The sequence below is a fragment of the Emcibacter sp. SYSU 3D8 genome (assembly GCF_039655875.1).
Taxonomy (GTDB): Bacteria; Pseudomonadota; Alphaproteobacteria; order SMXS01; family SMXS01; genus RI-34.
In genome coordinates this window covers 113078-129952 of the sequence record NZ_JBBYXK010000004.1, presented here as the reverse complement: position 1 = coordinate 129952, position 16875 = coordinate 113078, and the positions used below count along the sequence as shown (strand labels likewise).

At 65.4% G+C, this 16875-nt stretch carries 12 protein-coding genes; 7 read left to right on the top strand and 5 right to left on the bottom strand.

What is annotated here, in order from left to right:
* Positions 1-78 precede the first annotated feature (78 nt).
* From WJU21_RS14555 to WJU21_RS14540, 4 genes are all read left to right on the top strand, one after another.
* Complete coding sequence (locus WJU21_RS14555) at positions 79-579, top strand: ClpXP protease specificity-enhancing factor SspB (RefSeq protein ID WP_346324176.1); 501 nt, start codon at positions 79-81, stop codon at positions 577-579.
* Positions 580-706: 127 nt separating this feature from the next.
* Positions 707-2317 carry a fumarate hydratase gene (locus WJU21_RS14550; RefSeq protein WP_346324175.1) on the top strand — a complete coding sequence of 537 codons (1611 nt, stop codon included), beginning with the start codon at positions 707-709 and terminating at the stop codon, positions 2315-2317.
* A 33-nt stretch (positions 2318-2350) separates the two neighbouring features.
* Complete coding sequence (gene fumC / locus WJU21_RS14545) at positions 2351-3751, top strand: class II fumarate hydratase (protein WP_346324174.1); 1401 nt, start codon at positions 2351-2353, stop codon at positions 3749-3751.
* Positions 3748-3972, top strand: coding sequence for a ribbon-helix-helix domain-containing protein (locus tag WJU21_RS14540; protein WP_346324173.1), 225 nt, complete (start codon positions 3748-3750; stop codon positions 3970-3972). The genes fumC and WJU21_RS14540 overlap by 4 nt, the downstream gene beginning before the upstream one ends.
* 34 nt (positions 3973-4006) lie before the next feature.
* Here WJU21_RS14540 and WJU21_RS14535 read toward each other — a convergent pair whose 3' ends face one another.
* Positions 4007-5806: an AsmA family protein gene (locus tag WJU21_RS14535; RefSeq protein ID WP_346324172.1), complete on the bottom strand. Its 1800-nt coding sequence runs from the start codon at positions 5804-5806 to the stop codon at positions 4007-4009.
* Positions 5807-5922: 116 nt separating this feature from the next.
* On the opposite strand from WJU21_RS14535, the gene WJU21_RS14530 reads away from it, so the two are divergent.
* Entirely contained in the window at positions 5923-8274 is a 2352-nt protein-coding gene (locus WJU21_RS14530) for a UvrD-helicase domain-containing protein (RefSeq protein ID WP_346324171.1), read from the top strand.
* Positions 8271-9161, top strand: coding sequence for a 50S ribosomal protein L11 methyltransferase (locus WJU21_RS14525; RefSeq protein WP_346324170.1), 891 nt, complete (start codon positions 8271-8273; stop codon positions 9159-9161). The genes WJU21_RS14530 and WJU21_RS14525 overlap by 4 nt, the downstream gene beginning before the upstream one ends.
* 153 nt (positions 9162-9314) lie before the next feature.
* On the opposite strand, the gene WJU21_RS14520 is transcribed toward WJU21_RS14525, so the two are convergent.
* Positions 9315-11273: an FAD-dependent oxidoreductase gene (locus WJU21_RS14520; protein WP_346324169.1), complete on the bottom strand. Its 1959-nt coding sequence runs from the start codon at positions 11271-11273 to the stop codon at positions 9315-9317.
* Positions 11274-11717: 444 nt separating this feature from the next.
* Here WJU21_RS14520 and WJU21_RS14515 point away from each other — a divergent pair, with 444 nt between their 5' ends.
* Positions 11718-12092 (top strand): hypothetical protein, encoded by a 375-nt coding sequence (locus WJU21_RS14515; protein ID WP_346324168.1) that lies wholly within the window; start codon positions 11718-11720, stop codon positions 12090-12092.
* Between the two features lie 33 nt (positions 12093-12125).
* Here the strand turns inward: WJU21_RS14515 and ligA are convergent, their stop codons facing one another.
* The 3 genes from ligA to WJU21_RS14500 are packed head-to-tail and all read right to left on the bottom strand — an operon-like array spanning position 12126 to position 16706.
* Positions 12126-14186: an NAD-dependent DNA ligase LigA gene (ligA, locus tag WJU21_RS14510; RefSeq protein ID WP_346324455.1), complete on the bottom strand. Its 2061-nt coding sequence runs from the start codon at positions 14184-14186 to the stop codon at positions 12126-12128.
* A gap of 21 nt (positions 14187-14207) precedes the next feature.
* Positions 14208-15881 (bottom strand): DNA repair protein RecN, encoded by a 1674-nt coding sequence (gene recN / locus WJU21_RS14505; RefSeq protein WP_346324167.1) that lies wholly within the window; start codon positions 15879-15881, stop codon positions 14208-14210.
* Positions 15882-15905: 24 nt separating this feature from the next.
* Positions 15906-16706 carry an outer membrane protein assembly factor BamD gene (locus WJU21_RS14500; protein WP_346324166.1) on the bottom strand — a complete coding sequence of 267 codons (801 nt, stop codon included), beginning with the start codon at positions 16704-16706 and terminating at the stop codon, positions 15906-15908.
* Positions 16707-16875: the final 169 nt, after the last annotated feature.

The window sequence follows — 16875 nt, the reverse complement described above, 5'->3', positions numbered from 1 at the left end:
GCGTCGCCGGTCGCATATTTGATGATCCCGCATCGGCGCGCGATTGACTCCTGACGGCGCGGCCTTAGTCTTTAGGACATGACTTCCGGGCAAAAAACCTCCGATGGCGGCGCCATCGATTATGACGCATTGATCCGTTCGGCGCTGATTGGCGTCGTGCGCGACCTGCTGTCTGAAACGGTCGAACATGGATTGGTCGGCGACCACCATTTCTACCTGGCGTTCAGCACCACCCATCCTGGTGTGGCCATGCCCAGCCATCTGCGGGCGCAGCATCCGAAGGACATGACCATCGTACTGCAGAACCAGTTCTGGGATCTGTCGGTCGAGCACGATCGGTTCATGGTCAGCCTGAGCTTCAACGGCAAGATGGAGAAGCTGGTAATCCCGTTCGACGCGCTCGTCGGCTTCCTCGACCCCAGCGTGCAGTTCGCCCTGCAGTTCCGGGAGGTCAATCCCGGCAAACCGGCGGCCGGCACCGTCGAGAGCGACAGTGCCGACGACGGCGATCCAGCGGTCGAGTCCGGCACCGACAGCGGCAACAACGTGATTGCCCTCGATATCTTCCGCAAACAATAATCCGCCCGCTGCCTCCCGAGTCGGCGGTATCCTTGACAGCCGGATGGAGCAGCGCCGGTCGTGAGACCGTCCCCCGTGGACCAGATCGCCGGCGCATCGCCACCAGAAATGCGAGCCGAGAACGCCGATGAACGCTTTCCAATTCCAGGACATGTTTCCGCTGGGCGAAGACACCACGCCCTACAAGAGACTGACCACCGATTTCGTGGGACGTGAGAAGGTCGGGGGGCAATCGGTCCTGACCGTGGACGGCGACGGCCTGGCCCTGCTGGCGCGCGATGCCATGCGCGACATCGCCCACCTGCTGCGTCCGGGCCACCTGGCCCAGCTGCGGATGATCCTCGACGACCCGGAGGCATCGGACAACGACCGGTTCGTGGCGCTGGAGCTGCTGAAGAACGCCAATGTGGCCGCCGGCATGGTATTGCCGAGCTGCCAGGACACCGGCACCGCCATCGTCGTCGGCAAGAAGGGCCAGTATGTCTGGACCAGCGAGAACGACGAGGCAGCGCTGTCGCGCGGCGTGCTCGACACCTACACCAACACCAATCTGCGCTATTCGCAGATGGCGCCGCTGAAGATGTTCGAGGAGGTCAACACCAAGAACAACCTGCCGGCGCAGATCGACATCTATGCCACGCCAGGCGACGCCTACAAGTTCCTGTTCATGGCCAAGGGCGGCGGCTCGGCCAACAAGACCTTCCTCTACCAGGGCACGCCCACCTTGCTGCGCGAGGACAAGCTGCTGCCGTTCATCGACGAGAAGATCCGGACGCTGGGCACGTCCGCCTGCCCGCCCTATCACCTTGCCGTGGTCATCGGCGGCCTGTCGGCGGAAATGACGCTGAAGACGGTGAAGCTGGCGTCGGCCCGCGACCTGGACAATCTGCCAACCGAGGGCGGCCCGTCCGGCCACGCGTTCCGCGACATCGAGATGGAAGCCAAGATCCACGCGCTGACCGCCAAGACCGGCATCGGCGCCCAGTTCGGCGGCAAGTATTTCTGCCACGATGTCCGCGTGATCCGCCTGCCCCGCCACGGCGCCTCCGTGCCGATCGGCATCGGCGTCTCCTGCTCGGCCGACCGGCAGGCCAAGGGCAAGATCACCGACGGCGGCATCTATCTGGAGCAGCTCGAGACCGAGCCCGCCCATTATCTGCCCGAGCCCGGCGAGACCGATCTGCACAGCGATGTGGTGCAGGTCGATCTCAACCAGCCCATGGAAGAAATCCTGCGGACCCTCAACCGGTTTCCGGTCAAGACCCGCCTGTCGCTGACCGGCTCCATCGTGGTCGCCCGCGACCTGGCCCACGCCGCGATCCTGAAGAAGATCGAGGCCGGCGAGCCCATGCCGCAATACATGAAGGATCACATCGTCTACTACGCCGGTCCGGCCAAGACACCCGATGGCTATGCCAGCGGCTCGTTCGGGCCGACCACGGCTGGCCGCATGGACAGCTATGTCCAGACCTTCCAGGCGCTGGGCGGCAGCATGGTCATGCTGGCCAAGGGCAACCGCAGCAAACAGGTAACCTCCAGTTGCGCCCAGCACGGCGGATTTTACCTGGGCTCGATCGGCGGCCCCGCGGCCATCCTGGCGCAGAACAACATCCGCAAGGTCGAGGTGCTGGACTTCGAGGACTTCGGCATGGAGGCTGTATGGAAGATCGACGTGGAGAACTTCCCGGCGTTCATCGTCGTTGACAACAAGGGTAACGATTTTTTCGCTAATATCTGACGCGCGGCATCTCTCTGCGCAGAAGGAGAGACGGTGACCGTCACCCGCATCGAAAAGGACAGCTTCGGCGACATTGCCGTGCCGGCCGACCGCTATTGGGGCGCCCAGACCCAGCGGTCGCTGGAGAATTTCCCCATCGGCGGCGAGCGGATGCCGGCTGGCATCGTCCATGCGCTGGGGCTGATCAAGCAAGCCGCCGCCATGGTCAATCGCCGCCACGGCCTCGACCCGACGCTGGCCGAGGCCATCGCTGCCGCGGCTGCCGAGGTTTCGAGCGGCGCGCTTGATGACCACTTTCCGCTGGTGGTGTGGCAGACCGGCTCGGGCACCCAGTCCAACATGAACGCCAACGAGGTGATCGCCAACCGGGCCAGCGAGATGCTGGGCGGCGAGCGCGGCATGGAACGGCTGGTGCACCCCAACGATCACGTCAACAAGTCGCAATCGTCCAACGACACCTTCCCTACCGCCATGCACGTGGCCGCCTCGCGGGCGCTGCATGACCGGCTGATCCCGGTGCTGGAGCAGCTGGAAGCGGCATTGGATGCCAAGAGCCGGGGCTGGGCCGACATCGTCAAGATCGGCCGCACCCACACCCAGGACGCCACGCCGCTTGCCCTTGGCCAGGAATTCTCGGGCTATCGGCACCAGATCGGCACGGCGCTGACGCGTATCAGGCATTGCCTGCCCGAGTTGTACGAACTGGCCCAGGGCGGCACCGCCGTGGGCACCGGCCTCAATGCGCCGCCAGGTTTCGACGAGGAGATCGTCGCGCAGATCGCCGCGCTGTCGGCACTGCCGTTCCGCGTCTCGCCCAACAAGTTCGCCGGCATCGCCGCCCATGACGTGTTCGTGGGCCTGTCGGGCATGCTGACGGCGCTGGCGGCGGCGCTGACCAAGATCGGCAACGATATCAGGCTGCTCGGCTCCGGCCCGCGTGCGGGCCTGGGCGAATTGTCGCTACCGGAGAACGAGCCCGGCTCGTCGATCATGCCCGGCAAGGTCAATCCCACCCAGGTGGAGGCGCTGACCATGGTCTGCGCCCAGGTGATCGGCAACGGCACGGCCGTGACCGTGGCCGACGCTCAGGGACATTTCGAGCTCAACGCGTTCAAGCCGGTGATCGCCTACAACATATTGCAGTCGATCGATCTTCTCGCCGATTCCTGCGACAGCTTCCGTATCCGCTGCCTCGACGGAATCGAGCCGAACCGGGCGCGAATCGCCGAACTTGTCGACAAGTCGCTGATGCTGGTGACGGCCCTCGCCCCCGAAATCGGCTACGACAAGGCTGCGGAAATCGCCAAATACGCACACAAGAATGGTCTGACCTTGAAACAAGCAGCCCTCGACATGCGTTATGTCGACGAACCGACGTTCGACCGCATCGTGCGCGCCGAGCGGATGCTTGGACCATCGGAGGACGACTTTTGAGCGGACCAGTCAAACGTTCCATCACCATCGCGGGGCATCGGACCAGCGTGTCGCTGGAGCCCGTCTTCTGGACGCTTCTGACCGAGGCGGCCGAAGCGGAAGGGAAGAGCATCGGCGGCCTCGTGACGTCGATCGACGAGGGACGCGCAGCCAACCTGTCGAGCGCAATCCGGACCTGGCTGGTCGAGCGGCTTCGCTCGCAGGTCGCCCGGGCAGCGTGAACCCGCCCCGGCGGCCCGCCGCGGCCGTCGACCGTCAGTAGCGTTCATCTGGATAATAGTAGCGCTCGTCGCGCGGCGCGGGCGCATCGCCGCGACCGGCGGAATAGCCCCGATCGGGCGGATCATCATAGCCTCGGTCATCCGGATAGGGGTCGTCGGGATAGAAGTCCTCACCGGCATACCGGTCGTCCGACGGGCCGTCATATTCAGGCGCATCGTCGCGGTAGGCGGGCGCGTCATATAGCCGGGCATCGCGATCTCGCGGATTGCGCTCCAGCCTGTAGGGCGGCCGTTCGCGGCCCCGGCGCTTGTCCAGCTTGTCGAGCAGCCGGTTCACCACCCGCTTGGTCTTCTGGCGCCGTTCTCCGGGGGCGAGTTCGTCGTGGCGAGGCTCGTCGTCTCCCAGAACGTCGCGGATCACCGTCTTCACGAACTGCTTGCCGACGAACTTGCCCATGGCGGTGAGCTGGTTCTTCTGCTGCGGCGAATCGAGCGGCCCGTGCAATCGCATGCCGACAGGCGGTGTCTTCGCATGCTGCGCGCCGGTCAGCTTCAGCGAAAGATCGAGATCGACCGACCAGCGCGGCAAATCGACACTGCCTGTCACCCTGGCGCTGGAGCCATCAAGCCGGGCGTCGAATTTCTGCACATTGGCAACGCCGTCGCGAATCGCCAGAGTGCCGCCAAGCGTCTCGTATTTCGTCTGCCCGCCGGCCAGCGCCGTGTCGGCCAGGTCGATGAAGTCGCTGTACCGGGTGAGCAGTGCCAGTTCGCTGTTGAGCTGCGCCGCGTCAAAACCGCGCAGCACGCCATCGTTCGCCTCGAGCAGCACCGTCCCCGACAGGCTGCGCACCATGGCGTCCTGGCTGCCGCCCGCGGCGGACAAATTGGCCGTCATCGCAAATTTCCCGCTGGCGAAGGGCGTATCGGCCCACTCGCTGAGCGCCTGGTCCACCGACGCGTCCTGCAGCGTGACATCGAGCCTCAGCGCCGGGATATCGCGCGCGTCGACGGAACCCTGCACCGTCGCCGCGCCGCCAAACAGACCGGCGCCGGCCTTGTCGATCCGCAGCTGGCCATTGTCCAGCACGGCGCTCAGGGACGGCTTGGCGAAGGTATAGCGGCGGTAGCGGATTTCGTCGGCCCGGATGTCGATCCGGCCATCGGCGCCGCGCAGGGCGCTGATGTCGATCGGCGCCTGGGACCATCGCTTGCCGCCCTGCCGCGCCTTCTCGGGACCGCTGTCGCGGGGGCCGAGAAACGGATCGAGGTCGATCTTGCCCGCAACGAGGCTGGCGCCGAGCACCGGCCGGTCGCCGGTGCCGTCATAGGACAGGTCGCCGTTGAACATCATCTGCGCGTCGCCCTTGCGGTAGAGGATAGTCGCTTCCTTCGCCGTGAACGCATCGAACAGGACCTTGCGGTTCTTGCCCGGCTTCTTCACCGGTGTGAACTGCCAGCTCCGGCGGCCGTCGGCGAGAACGTCGAGATAGATTTTCGGCTGATTGAGTTCGATGCCGGTCACCCGCAGCTTGCGCGACAGCAGCGATCCCCGGTCCACCTTGAACACCGCGCGGCGCACCCGGATCACGTCCGCCGAGGGCGCGCCATCGATGTTGGCGACGCGCACCTCGTCCGCGGTGATCCGGGGCGACGGGAACAGGTGCATGGTCACGTCGCCGTCGATGAAGGCCTGCCGGCCGGTGCGCGCCTCGATCTGGGCGATCAGCGCGCTCCGATAGTCGATGGCGCTAGGCAGGCGCGGCACGACGATCAGGCCCGCGGCGACCACCCCCCACACCACAGCAATGACGATCAGTACCTTTTTCAGCACGCTCCGCGGCTCCCGCTACCCATCTGAATCCCGGCACCTGTGCCTATATGTAGGGTTTCCATGCCGTTTGGAAAACTACTGACCCGCGGAAGCGGCATGCTATAACCCCGAGGACCATGTCAGACCCCTTCGATCTCGACGATTTTCCGGTCGAACCGGAACCCGCGAACCGCCCCGGATTCGGCGCGGAACCGCCCTATCTGCGCGGCCTGAACGAGCCGCAGCGGCTGGCGGTGACCACGCTCGACGGCCCTGTGCTGCTGCTGGCGGGCGCCGGCACCGGCAAGACCACGGCGCTGACCACCCGGCTGGCCCACATCATCAACAGCGGCAAGGCCTGGCCCGGACAGGTGCTGGCGGTGACCTTCACCAACAGGGCCTCGCGCGAGATGCAGCACCGGGTGGCCGAACTGATCGGCCAGGCGGTCGAGGGCATGCCGTGGCTGGGCACGTTCCACGCGGTCGCCGCCCGCATCCTGCGCCGCCACGCCGAACTGGTGGGCTTGCGCTCGAACTTCACCATCCTCGATACCGACGACCAGATCCGGTTGATCAAGCAGCTGCTGCAGGCCGAGAACATCGACGACAAGCGCTGGCCGGCCCGGGTATTCGCCAGCCTGGTCGACGGCTGGAAGAACCGCGCCCTGGGACCGGACAAGATTCCCAACGAGGACATCTATTCGTTCGACGGCAAGGGCGGCCTGCTCTACCGGCAATACCAGGAGCGGCTGAAAACGCTGAACGCCTGCGATTTCGGCGATCTGCTGCTGCACAACGTCACCATCTTCACCCAGCACCCCGACGTGCTGGGCGACTATCACCGGCGCTTCAAATACATCCTGGTCGACGAATACCAGGACACCAACGTGGCCCAGTATCTGTGGCTGCGGCTGCTGGCTCAAAAGCACCACAACATCTGCTGCGTCGGCGACGACGACCAGAGCATCTATGGCTGGCGCGGCGCCGAGGTGGGCAACATCCTGCGCTTCGAGAAGGACTTTCCCGGCGCCAGGATCATCCGGCTGGAACAGAATTACCGGTCGACGCCGCATATTCTGGGCGCGGCATCGGGCCTGATCGCCGCCAATGCCGGCCGCCTGGGCAAGACCTTGTGGACCGAGGTCGACTCCGGCGAAAAGGTCAAGGTCACCGGCGTCTGGGACAGCGAGGAAGAGGCCAGGACCGTCGGCGACACCATCGAGGACCTGCACCGCAAGGGCATGCACTACAACCATATGGCGGTGCTGGTGCGCGCCGGCTTCCAGACCCGCGAGTTCGAGGAACGCTTCATGACTATCGGCGTCCCGTACCGGGTGCTGGGCGGCCTGAAGTTCTACGAGCGGCAGGAAATCAGGGACGCCCTCGCCTATCTGCGGGTGGTCTACCAGCCCGACGACGACCTGGCGTTCGAGCGCATCGTCAACGTGCCCAAGCGCGGCCTGGGCGACGTGACGATCCGCGCCATCCACGATCTCCAGCGGGCGCAGGGCGTGCCGATGATCGTCGCGGCCGGCATGCTGGCCGAAAGCGAGGACCAGCGCGCCAAGGCCCGCGCCGCGCTGCGCGACCTGGTCGAGAACTTTGCCCGCTGGCGCAAGCTGCTCGACAGCATTCCGCATGTGGAGCTGGCCGAGATGATCCTGGACGAGTCCGGCTACACCGAAATGTGGCAGCGCGATCGGTCGTTCGAGGCGCCGGGCCGGCTGGACAACCTTCAGGAACTGGTCCGCGCCATGGAGCCGTTCGAGAATATGGGCGGCTATCTGGAGCATGTCTCGCTGGCGACCAGCGTCGACGAGATGGCCGATGACGACAAGGTCAATGTCATGACCCTCCACGCCGCCAAGGGCCTGGAGTTCCGCGCCGTGTTCCTGCCGGGCTGGGAGGAAGGCCTGTTCCCCAGTCAGCGGACGCTGGACGAAAGCGGCAATGCCGGGCTGGAGGAAGAGCGGCGGCTTGCCTATGTGGGCATCACCCGCGCCCGCGAGCGCGCCTTCATCAGCGCCGCGGCCAACCGGCGCATCTACAACCAGTACCAGTCGTCGCTGCCGTCGCGGTTCATCGAGGAATTGCCCGAGACCCATGTGGAGCGCGATGCGGCGCCCGGCCTCTATCAGGGCAACCGGTTCGACTATCAGGGCTACAACGCCTATGGTGGCGGCGTCTCACGCTCGAGTGGGATGGGCGCGAGCGGCGCAGGCGGCGGATTCTCCGGAGGCGGCGACTACCGGTCGCTGGGCGAACGGCGAGCCGCATCCCAGCGGGCGCAGACCACGATCATCGCCAAGGCCGACAAGATCATGGTGAGCGAGACCGCGCCGTCGCACTTTGCCGTCGGCGAGCGGGTGTTCCACCAGAAGTTCGGCTATGGCAGCGTCATCGACGTGGAAGGCAACAAACTGGAAATCGAATTCGAGAAGGCGGGCATCAAGCGGGTGCTCGATTCCTTCGTGGAGCCCGCCCCATGACCGACATCGTTTCCTGGCAGGTGCATGTGGAGGTGCCGAGATCGGCCGTGCCTGTCGTCGAGGGCTATTTCGGGACGCTGGGCGCCGACGAGGCCTCTGCCGTCATCATGAGCTTCGAGATCAAGGGCGACCAGCTCTGGGGCGTCGACGTGGTTGTCGACGAGCCGGTGAGTGGCGCGTTTCTGAGCCGGGGGCTGAACAAGGCGCTCGCCGAACAGGGCGCCGACGCGGTCAAGCTGACCGTGACCGAACTGGCGCCGGTCGACTGGGTGGCCGAGTCCCTCAAGCACCACCAGCCGGTGAGCGCCGGACGCTTTTATGTTTATGGCAGCCACCATCCCGAGCCGGCGCTGGACCGCTACGCCATCCTGATCGACGCCGGCATGGCCTTCGGCACCGGCCAGCACGAGACCACGGCGGGCTGTCTGCGCGCCATCGACGCGCTCGCCCGCACCGGCACCGTCCGGAACCCGCTCGACGTGGGCTCGGGCAGCGGCATTCTCGCCATGGCCATGGCGAAGGCCTGGCCGTGCCGGGTGCTGGCCAGCGACATTGACCCCGAAGCGGTGAAGGTCGCCATCGACAATGCCCGCGACAACGGCGTGGGCGGGCGCATCGACGTGTTGACGGCGGTCGGCCTGCATCACCCCGCGATCCGCGAGCGCGCCCCATTCGACCTGATCACCGCCAATATCCTGGCCAAGCCGCTGGTGCAGCTGGCCGCCGACCTGACCGCCGCGCTGGCGCCGGGCGGCACGCTGGTGCTGTCAGGCTTCCTGCGGCAGCAGGAGGCAGGCGTGTTCGCCGCCTACCGCCACCGCGGCATGCGGCTGCTGCGCCGGTTCCCGGTGGGCGAATGGGTGACACTGGTGTTGGGGAAGGCGTAGCTGCGTGCTTGGCTGGTGAGGGTGGAGTGCGGACAGTTCTAATCGGACGGCTGGTTGTGGCCGCTGACAGACCGTCAGCTTTCGAGCAAGGCCGCTCAAAAGCTGACGATGGGTTTGAAATCCAACAACAAGGCTAGATCGACTGCACGCCTATCATATCGTACGCCCCGCCCGATCGCCTTCCCTGAAGGCCAACATGGCACTGCGGGGCGCCACGGCATCGCCTACAACCTTCGTCGGTGCATACTTGCTTAGCGCCTCGCACAGGCCATCCTTGGGCTTAGGCGGTGTCCCCGCAACGACGAAGTCGAAGAACTCCTCAAGCTCCTCGCCGGATACGTGGTTTTTAAGATGCACGCGGCCTTGGCTGATCTTCGTAAGACTGGTCGAAGGCAACTGCCTGATACCGAGTTCAGGGATCACAACGCGGCTGAAATCGTCTGCGTGCGACGCGCCGAGGTTATGACCGAACACCGGTGCGGGCATCGCAACCGTTACCTTGGCACCTCGCCTCGCGAGCGATTCCAGCACGAGTGCGGTCTCGTAGTTTCCGCGTAGATCGACCATCAGCGCGGTCGTTCCCTTCAACTCGAACTTCGTGCCCTCGAACAGGCCGGCTGCCGCATCATCCGACGACAGCACCTGAATAGACCCGTCCGTCGGCACCGGCAACTCGTCGGTTGTGTAGGCGCCCGCCGCGAGGATGATCGCATCGGGTTTGAACTGCCTGACGAAGTCCTCGTCCACCACGGTCTGCATCAGGATCCTTACATCGAGCCCCGCCAACTCTTCCTCGATCCACGCAACGGCACTCAGCAGGTTCTTCGAGTCTCCGGCTGTCTCGACCAGATTGAGACGTCCGCCCAGTCGCGACCCCGCTTCCGCCAACGTCACCATGTGGCCGCGCTTCGAGGCGATCTCGGCGGCCTTCATGCCAGCCGGTCCGCCGCCGATGACAAGCACGCGCTTGGTCTGGGCGATAGGGACGTCGAGCTTCTTGAAGCGATTCTCTTCGCCCACCTCGGGGTTCTGGAAGCAGGTGATGCCGAACGATGCGCGGTCGAAACATCCCTGGTTCGAGCCGGTACAAGTCCGCACACGGTGCGCCTGCCCGCCAGCCACCTTGTTGACCAGATCCGGATCGGCAATCTGTGCCCGTGTCATGCCGACCATGTCGCAGTCGCCGGCTTGCAGGGCCTGCTCGGCCAGGTCGGGGGTCGGAATCTTGCTCACGCCGATGAGCGGCACGGCACCGCCGATCGCCTCGCGCAGGTTCCGCGTCAGCGGCAGGTACTCACCGAACTTGTGGCGGAATGAGCCGATGGCCCTCGCGTAGTGTGAGCCGCCCGCGCCTTCGGAATGGTTGAGATAGTCGAACAGGCCGGTGCCGATAACCTGGGAGGCAATATGGCACAGCCGTGCATGGCCGACGCCGCCATCCTCCGGCCTGATGAAGTCATCCGCCGAGATGCGAAACCCCATGACCTTGTCACGTCCGATGGTGTCGCGCACCCGAGCGGCCAGCGTCTTCACGAAGTACAGGTCTTCGCCCCACTTGTCGTCACGCTGGTTGGCGAACGGGCTGAAAGACTGCTGGATGAGATAGCCGTGAGTGCCATGGAGTTCCACGCCGTCCATGCCGTTCTCAGTGGCAACCTTGGCAGCCAGGCAGAATGCGTCGATGACCTCCTCGATCTCGTCGCTGGTCATCTTGTGCGTCACCTCGCCCTCGAGGGTCGTGGTGCCGGAGAAGCTCCATAGTGGATGGTAGTCGTCGTGCTGGTCTGACTTGGCCTGCGCGCCGAAGTGAAACAGCTGCGAGATGCACTTGGCACCGTGTTTGTGCAGGCGAGCCGATATCTGACGGAACTTCGGCGCCATGGTCTCCGCGTCGAAGACGAAATGGTATGGGATCTGGCTCGACTCATGCACATGCATGGCCGTGAAGATGATCATGCCGGCGCCGCCCTGGGCCCGTCGCTCCTGGTACGCCATATAACGCTCCCCGCTGGAGATCGGGTTGAAGAACTCCAGAAAGGCGGCATGGGCCGTGGACACGACGCGGTTCTTGACCTCGATAGGGCCGATCTGAATCGGCGTCAGCAGCTTCATGATTTTTCCCCTTTGCTCCCGACGGCGAGTTGCTCTCGTCCGTCCGTCCAACGCCCGTTATACAACATACGTTTTACAATAAAAAGCGGTTTGTTCAATCGACCAGTATGCGCGCCTGACAGAGCTTCCGATCCGTAGTCTACGACTGCTAGGCACTAAATGTTGGTCTGGTCCGGGCGGTTGACTTGTCAGTACCGCCGGCCACAGGGCGATACAACCGCCTCGCTTACCGACTATGACGGCAAAGAGATGGAGTGGCTTTTTCCGAGAATGGAGCATCTTCTGGATCTCGATGCCTCGAATACCGGCAAGTTCATCGTCTCTAAGAACACCGTGAACAATGCCTGTCACTCGCGCCGTTCAAGCGCATTCTTGAGCACCTGAATGGCCTATTCCCGCCCCAAGTGTTAAAAGACGTGCTCCGGCCATTGAGGACTTCGCGGCATGAAGAAATTGTATTCTGCCATTCTCGTTGCGAATTTGATGATTGAAGGCGTCGGTGCATCCGTGCTGTTCGCGGCGCCGCAAATCCTCGTCGACACGGGAAACAGCAGCGCGATGTTGTGGGCTTGGAATTACGGGTTCGTGGCGCTTGCCGTCGGCAGCGCGGTTTTCTGGACCTGGTCCCACCGGGACAGCTTCGCGGCCGCAGGCGCCGTTCTGGGCATCCTGTTCAGCTTTCACCTGGCCATCGCCGTCGCGCTGACGATCGCGGACACGCTCTTTGCCGACGTTGTCGTGCACGGTGTGTTCGCGGTGCTGTGCCTCTACCTCTACACCCAGCGGCCGAAATGGTGCCTGAGGCCGCAGGCGGCGTGAGCCTTTGAGCCGTGGCGCGGCCGGCCGCCGCGCCTACAGCCCCGCCATCTCGATCCAGCCGTCCTCGTCGATCACCGCCACGCCCAGCGCCTGCGCCTGCGCCAGTTTCGAGCCGGCGCCGGGGCCGGCGATCACCAGATCCGTTTTCTTCGACACCGAACCGGCCACCTTGGCGCCCATCGCCTGGGCGCGGGCCTTGGCCTCGTCGCGGGTCATTTTCTCCAGCGTGCCGGTGAACACCAGCGTCTTGCCCGCGATGGGCGAGTCGGTCCGGGGCGGATCGAAGTCGCTGACCCGGATTTCCTCCAGCAGGTCGTGCACCACCTGCAGGTTCAGTGCCTCGCCGAAGAAGTCGAGCAACGCCTGGGCAACCTTCGGGCCGATGCCGTCCACGTTGAGCAGGTCGCGCCAGGCTTCGCTTTCGGGATCCTGCGCCGCGCTCACCGCCTCCAGCAATGCGTCGATGGATAGGTAGTGCCGCGCGAGGATGCGCGCATTCTCCTGGCCGATATGCCGGATGCCCAGCGCGTAAAGGAACCGGTCGAGGCCGATGGTGCGGCGCGCATCGATGGCCGCGAACAGGTTGGCGACCGACGTCTTGCCCCAGCCTTCGGTTACGTCCAGCCGCTTCAGCGACGTCTTTTCCGTCTCGGCCAGACGGAAGATATCGGCGGGTGATTGAATGCGCCCGTCGCGCCAGAAGGCGGCGATCTGCTTTTCGCCCAGGCCCTCGATGTCGAAGGCGTCGCGCGACACGAAGTGCCGCAACCGCTCGACGCGCTGCGCCTCGCAGATCAGCCCGCCGGTGCAGCGCCGCACCACCTCGCCCTCCTCGCGCTCGGCATGAGAGCCGCAGACCGGACAGGTGGTGGGGAACACATAGGCCTCGGCGCCCTTGGGCCGCTTCTCCGGCACCACGGCGACCACCTGCGGGATCACGTCTCCCGCGCGCTGGATGATGACCGTGTCGCCTTCGCGGATGTCCTTGCGCCTGATCTCGTCCTCGTTGTGCAAGGTCGCGTTCTGCACCACGACGCCGCCGACGGTGACCGGCTCGAGCTTGGCGACGGGCGTCAGGGCGCCGGTTCGACCGACCTGTATGTCTATCTTCTGGACTGTTGTCTGCGCCTGCTCGGCGGCGAATTTGTGGGCGACGGCCCAGCGCGGCGCGCGGCTGACCATGCCGAGGCGTTCCTGCCAGTCCAGCCGGTCGACCTTATAGACAACGCCGTCTATGTCATAGGTCAGCGACGCCCGAATCTCGCCGATCCGGCGATAGGCCTCCAGCGCCGTCTCCACCGAGTCGCAGACCTTGAGCTCCGGATTGACCTGGAAGCCCCAGGACGCGATGCGCGCCATCATGCCGCTCTGACGGTCGGCGGGAACCGCCGCCGCCTCGCCCCAGCCCCACGCGAAGAAGCGCAGCCGGCGCGAACGGGTGATATCCGGATCGAGCTGGCGCAGCGAGCCCGCGGCCGAATTGCGCGGATTGGCGTAGCGCGCCTTGCCGGCCGCATCCTGCGCCTCGTTGAGTTTCAGGAAATCGGGCTTGGTCATGTAGACCTCGCCGCGCACCTCGAGCACGTCGGGCCAGCCCTCGCCTTTCAGGGCATTGGGAATATCGGCGATGGTGCGGACATTGGCGGTGACATCCTCGCCCTCCTGGCCGTCGCCGCGCGTGGCGGCCAGCACCAGCTTGCCCTTTTCATAGCGCACCGAGCAGGACAGGCCGTCGATCTTGGGTTCGGCGAGGATGTCCACCGCCGCGTCGGCGGACAGGCCCAGGAAGCGCCGGACCCGGTCGATGAAGTCCTGCACATCCTGGTCATCGAACGCATTGTTCAGCGACAACATGGGCAGGGCATGCCGGATCTTGGAGAACCCCGCCGACGGCGCCGCGCCCACCTTCTGGCTGGGGCTGTCGGGCGTCGCCAGTTCCGGATAGGCCGCCTCGATGGACAGCAGCCGCTTGCGCAGGGCGTCATAATCGGCGTCGGACAGCACCGGCGCGTCCCTGGTGTAATAGAGCTCGTCGTTCCGGCGGATTTCGGCTGCCAATCGCGCGTGCTCGGCGCCTGCTTCCTCCAGGGTCATGTCGTCAACCGGCTGATCCACCTAACCCTCCGCTCCTTCCAGCAGGCGCGTCGCCGCCGCGCGCGCCTCGTCGGTGATGCTCGCACCCGACAGCATGCGGGCAATTTCCTCGCGACGCTCATCGGAGGCCAGCGCCTCGACCCGCGTCAGGGTCACGCCGCCTTCGACGGTCTTGCCGACTCGCAGATGGACGCCACCGCGTGCCGCCACCTGTGGCGAATGGGTGACAACCAGCACCTGTGCGCCGTCGCTCAACCGGGCCAGGCGCTCGCCCACGGCGGCGGCCACCGCGCCGCCCACGCCCTGGTCGATCTCGTCGAAGATCAGCGTCGTCGGGCTGTCAGCCTCGGCCAGCACCACCTTGAGCGCGAGGGCAAAGCGCGACAACTCGCCGCCGGACGCGATCTTCGACAGCGGACCCGCAGCGGAGCCCGGATTGGTCGCCACCTCGAACTGCACCTCGTCGGCGCCGTGGCTGGCCCAGCGCTCACGCGGGAGCCGCGCTACCGCCGTGCGGAAGGTGGCGCGCTCGAGCTTCAGCGGCGGCAACTCCACCATCACGGCGGCATCGAGCCGGGCGGCCGCCGCCGCACGCGCATCGCCCAGCGCCTCGGCCCGGGCGGCATAATCTGTCTCGGCCAGGTGCAACGCCTGTTCCATGGCGGCAAGGCCCTGCTCACCGGTTTCCAGCGCCTCGATCTGGCCGACAAGCGCGTCGCGGACAGCCGGCAGTTCCTCGACCGTGCAGCCGTGCTTGCGCGCCGCTGCGCGCAACGCGAACAGGCGTTCCTCGGCGCGCTCGAGAACACGCGGGTCGAATTCCAGGTCGCGGCCCACGGCCTCGAGGGCGCGGCCCGCCTCCTCGATCTCGGTAAATCCCCGGCCGAGCGCGTCGATCACCGGATCAAGGCGGCCACCGGCCTTCTCGGCCACCCGCTCCAGCCGGCGCAGGGCAACGCGCAGGCCCGCTTCGGCGCCGCCGTCACCGGCAAGGGCGGACAGCGCCTCGGTGAGTTCCCCGGCGATCTGCTCGCCATGCATCATTGCGGTGCGGCTTTCGGCAAGTTCCTCTTCCTCGCCGGGGCGGGGATCGAGGCTGGTCAGTTCATCGGCGGCATGGCGCAGATAATCCTCGTCGGCCCGCGCCTTGCTCAACTGCTCGCGCGCTGCGGCGACGGCGGCCTGCGCGTCCCGCCAGGTCTGCCAGGCGTCCCGGACTTCCGCCGCCTGCGGCTGCAGGCCGCCGAAGGAATCGAGCAGCGCCCGGTGATTGGCCGGATTGAGCAGCCCCAATTGACCCTGCTGGCCGTGAATTTCCACCAGAAGGCCGCCGATCCGGGCCAGCAGGCCGACGCCGACGGGCTGATCGTTGACGAAGGCGCGGCTTCTGCCGTCGGCGCCGATCTGCCGCCGCAGCCGCAGGCCGTGCCCCTCGTCGGCAAGGCCCTGATCGGCCAGCACCGCATGGACCGGATGGGACTCGGGAATATCGAATTCCGCGGTGACCGCACCGCCGGTGCTGCCGGCGCGCACCAGGCCACTGTCGGCGCGTTCGCCGGTTACCAGGCCGAGAGAATCGAGCAGGATTGATTTGCCGGCGCCCGTCTCGCCCGTCAGCACGCTGAGGCCGGGCCGAAACTCCAGCGACAGCTGGTCGATGAGGACAATATTGCTGATGGCCAGCGCGGTCAGCATGCGCCGTCCCGCGTCAGGCGCGAATCAGAACAGCCATTCGAAGAAGTTGCCCGCGCCGCCATGGGGTCCCTTGTCCTCAGGCAGATCCAGGGGTTCCAGACCCTTGCCCTCCAGCAGGTCGTAACTGTACTGGAACCACTTGCTGTCCGGGAAATTATAGCCCAGGACCGCCGTCGCTTTCTGCGCTTCCAGGTTCAGGCCCACGGCCAGATAGCATTCGACAAGACGATGAAGCGCCTCGGGCACCTGGCTGGTGGTCTGGAAATCCTTCACCACCTTGCGGAAGCGGGATATGCCGGCGATGAATTCGGTCTGGCGCATGTAGAAACGGCCGATGGTCATTTCCTTGCCGGCCAGATGATCCATGGTCAACTCGACCTTCAGCCGCGCATCCTCGGCATAGTCGGTGCCGGGAAAACGGCGGATCACCTCGTTCAGCGAATCCAACGCCTGCTGGGTCGCCTTCTGGTCGCGGCCCACGTCCGAAATCTGTTCGTAGTAGGAAATCGCGATCAGATAATAGGCATAGGGCGCGTCGCGGTTGCCCGGATGCAGCGCCAGGAAGCGCTGCGAGGCCAGGATCGCCGAATCGTAGTCGTTCGACAGATAATGATTGTAGGCCGACATCAACGTGGCCCGGCGCGCCCAGGCCGAATAGGGGTGCTGGCGCTCGACCTCGTCGAACATCACGGCGGCGAACCGGTACTGACCCGCCGCCATGAACTCGTGGGCCTTGTTGTAAAGGGTGCCAACATCGGCGTCGGCGTATTCGATCTTGTCACCGCCGCAAGCGCTGAGGGTCGCCGCAAGCACTACGGCGGCCACAGCAATCTTGTGCCTGGCGGACTTAAGCCCCCTAGAGACCGACAGGGGCATCAGGGATCCAGGTCGAACGCGATCAACGGTCACACAGGCACCTTTCCAGGCTCACAAAGACGTCTTGGGCATACCGACGCCGGTGGGCTGCTTACCACGAACACCCGACCCCGTCAAA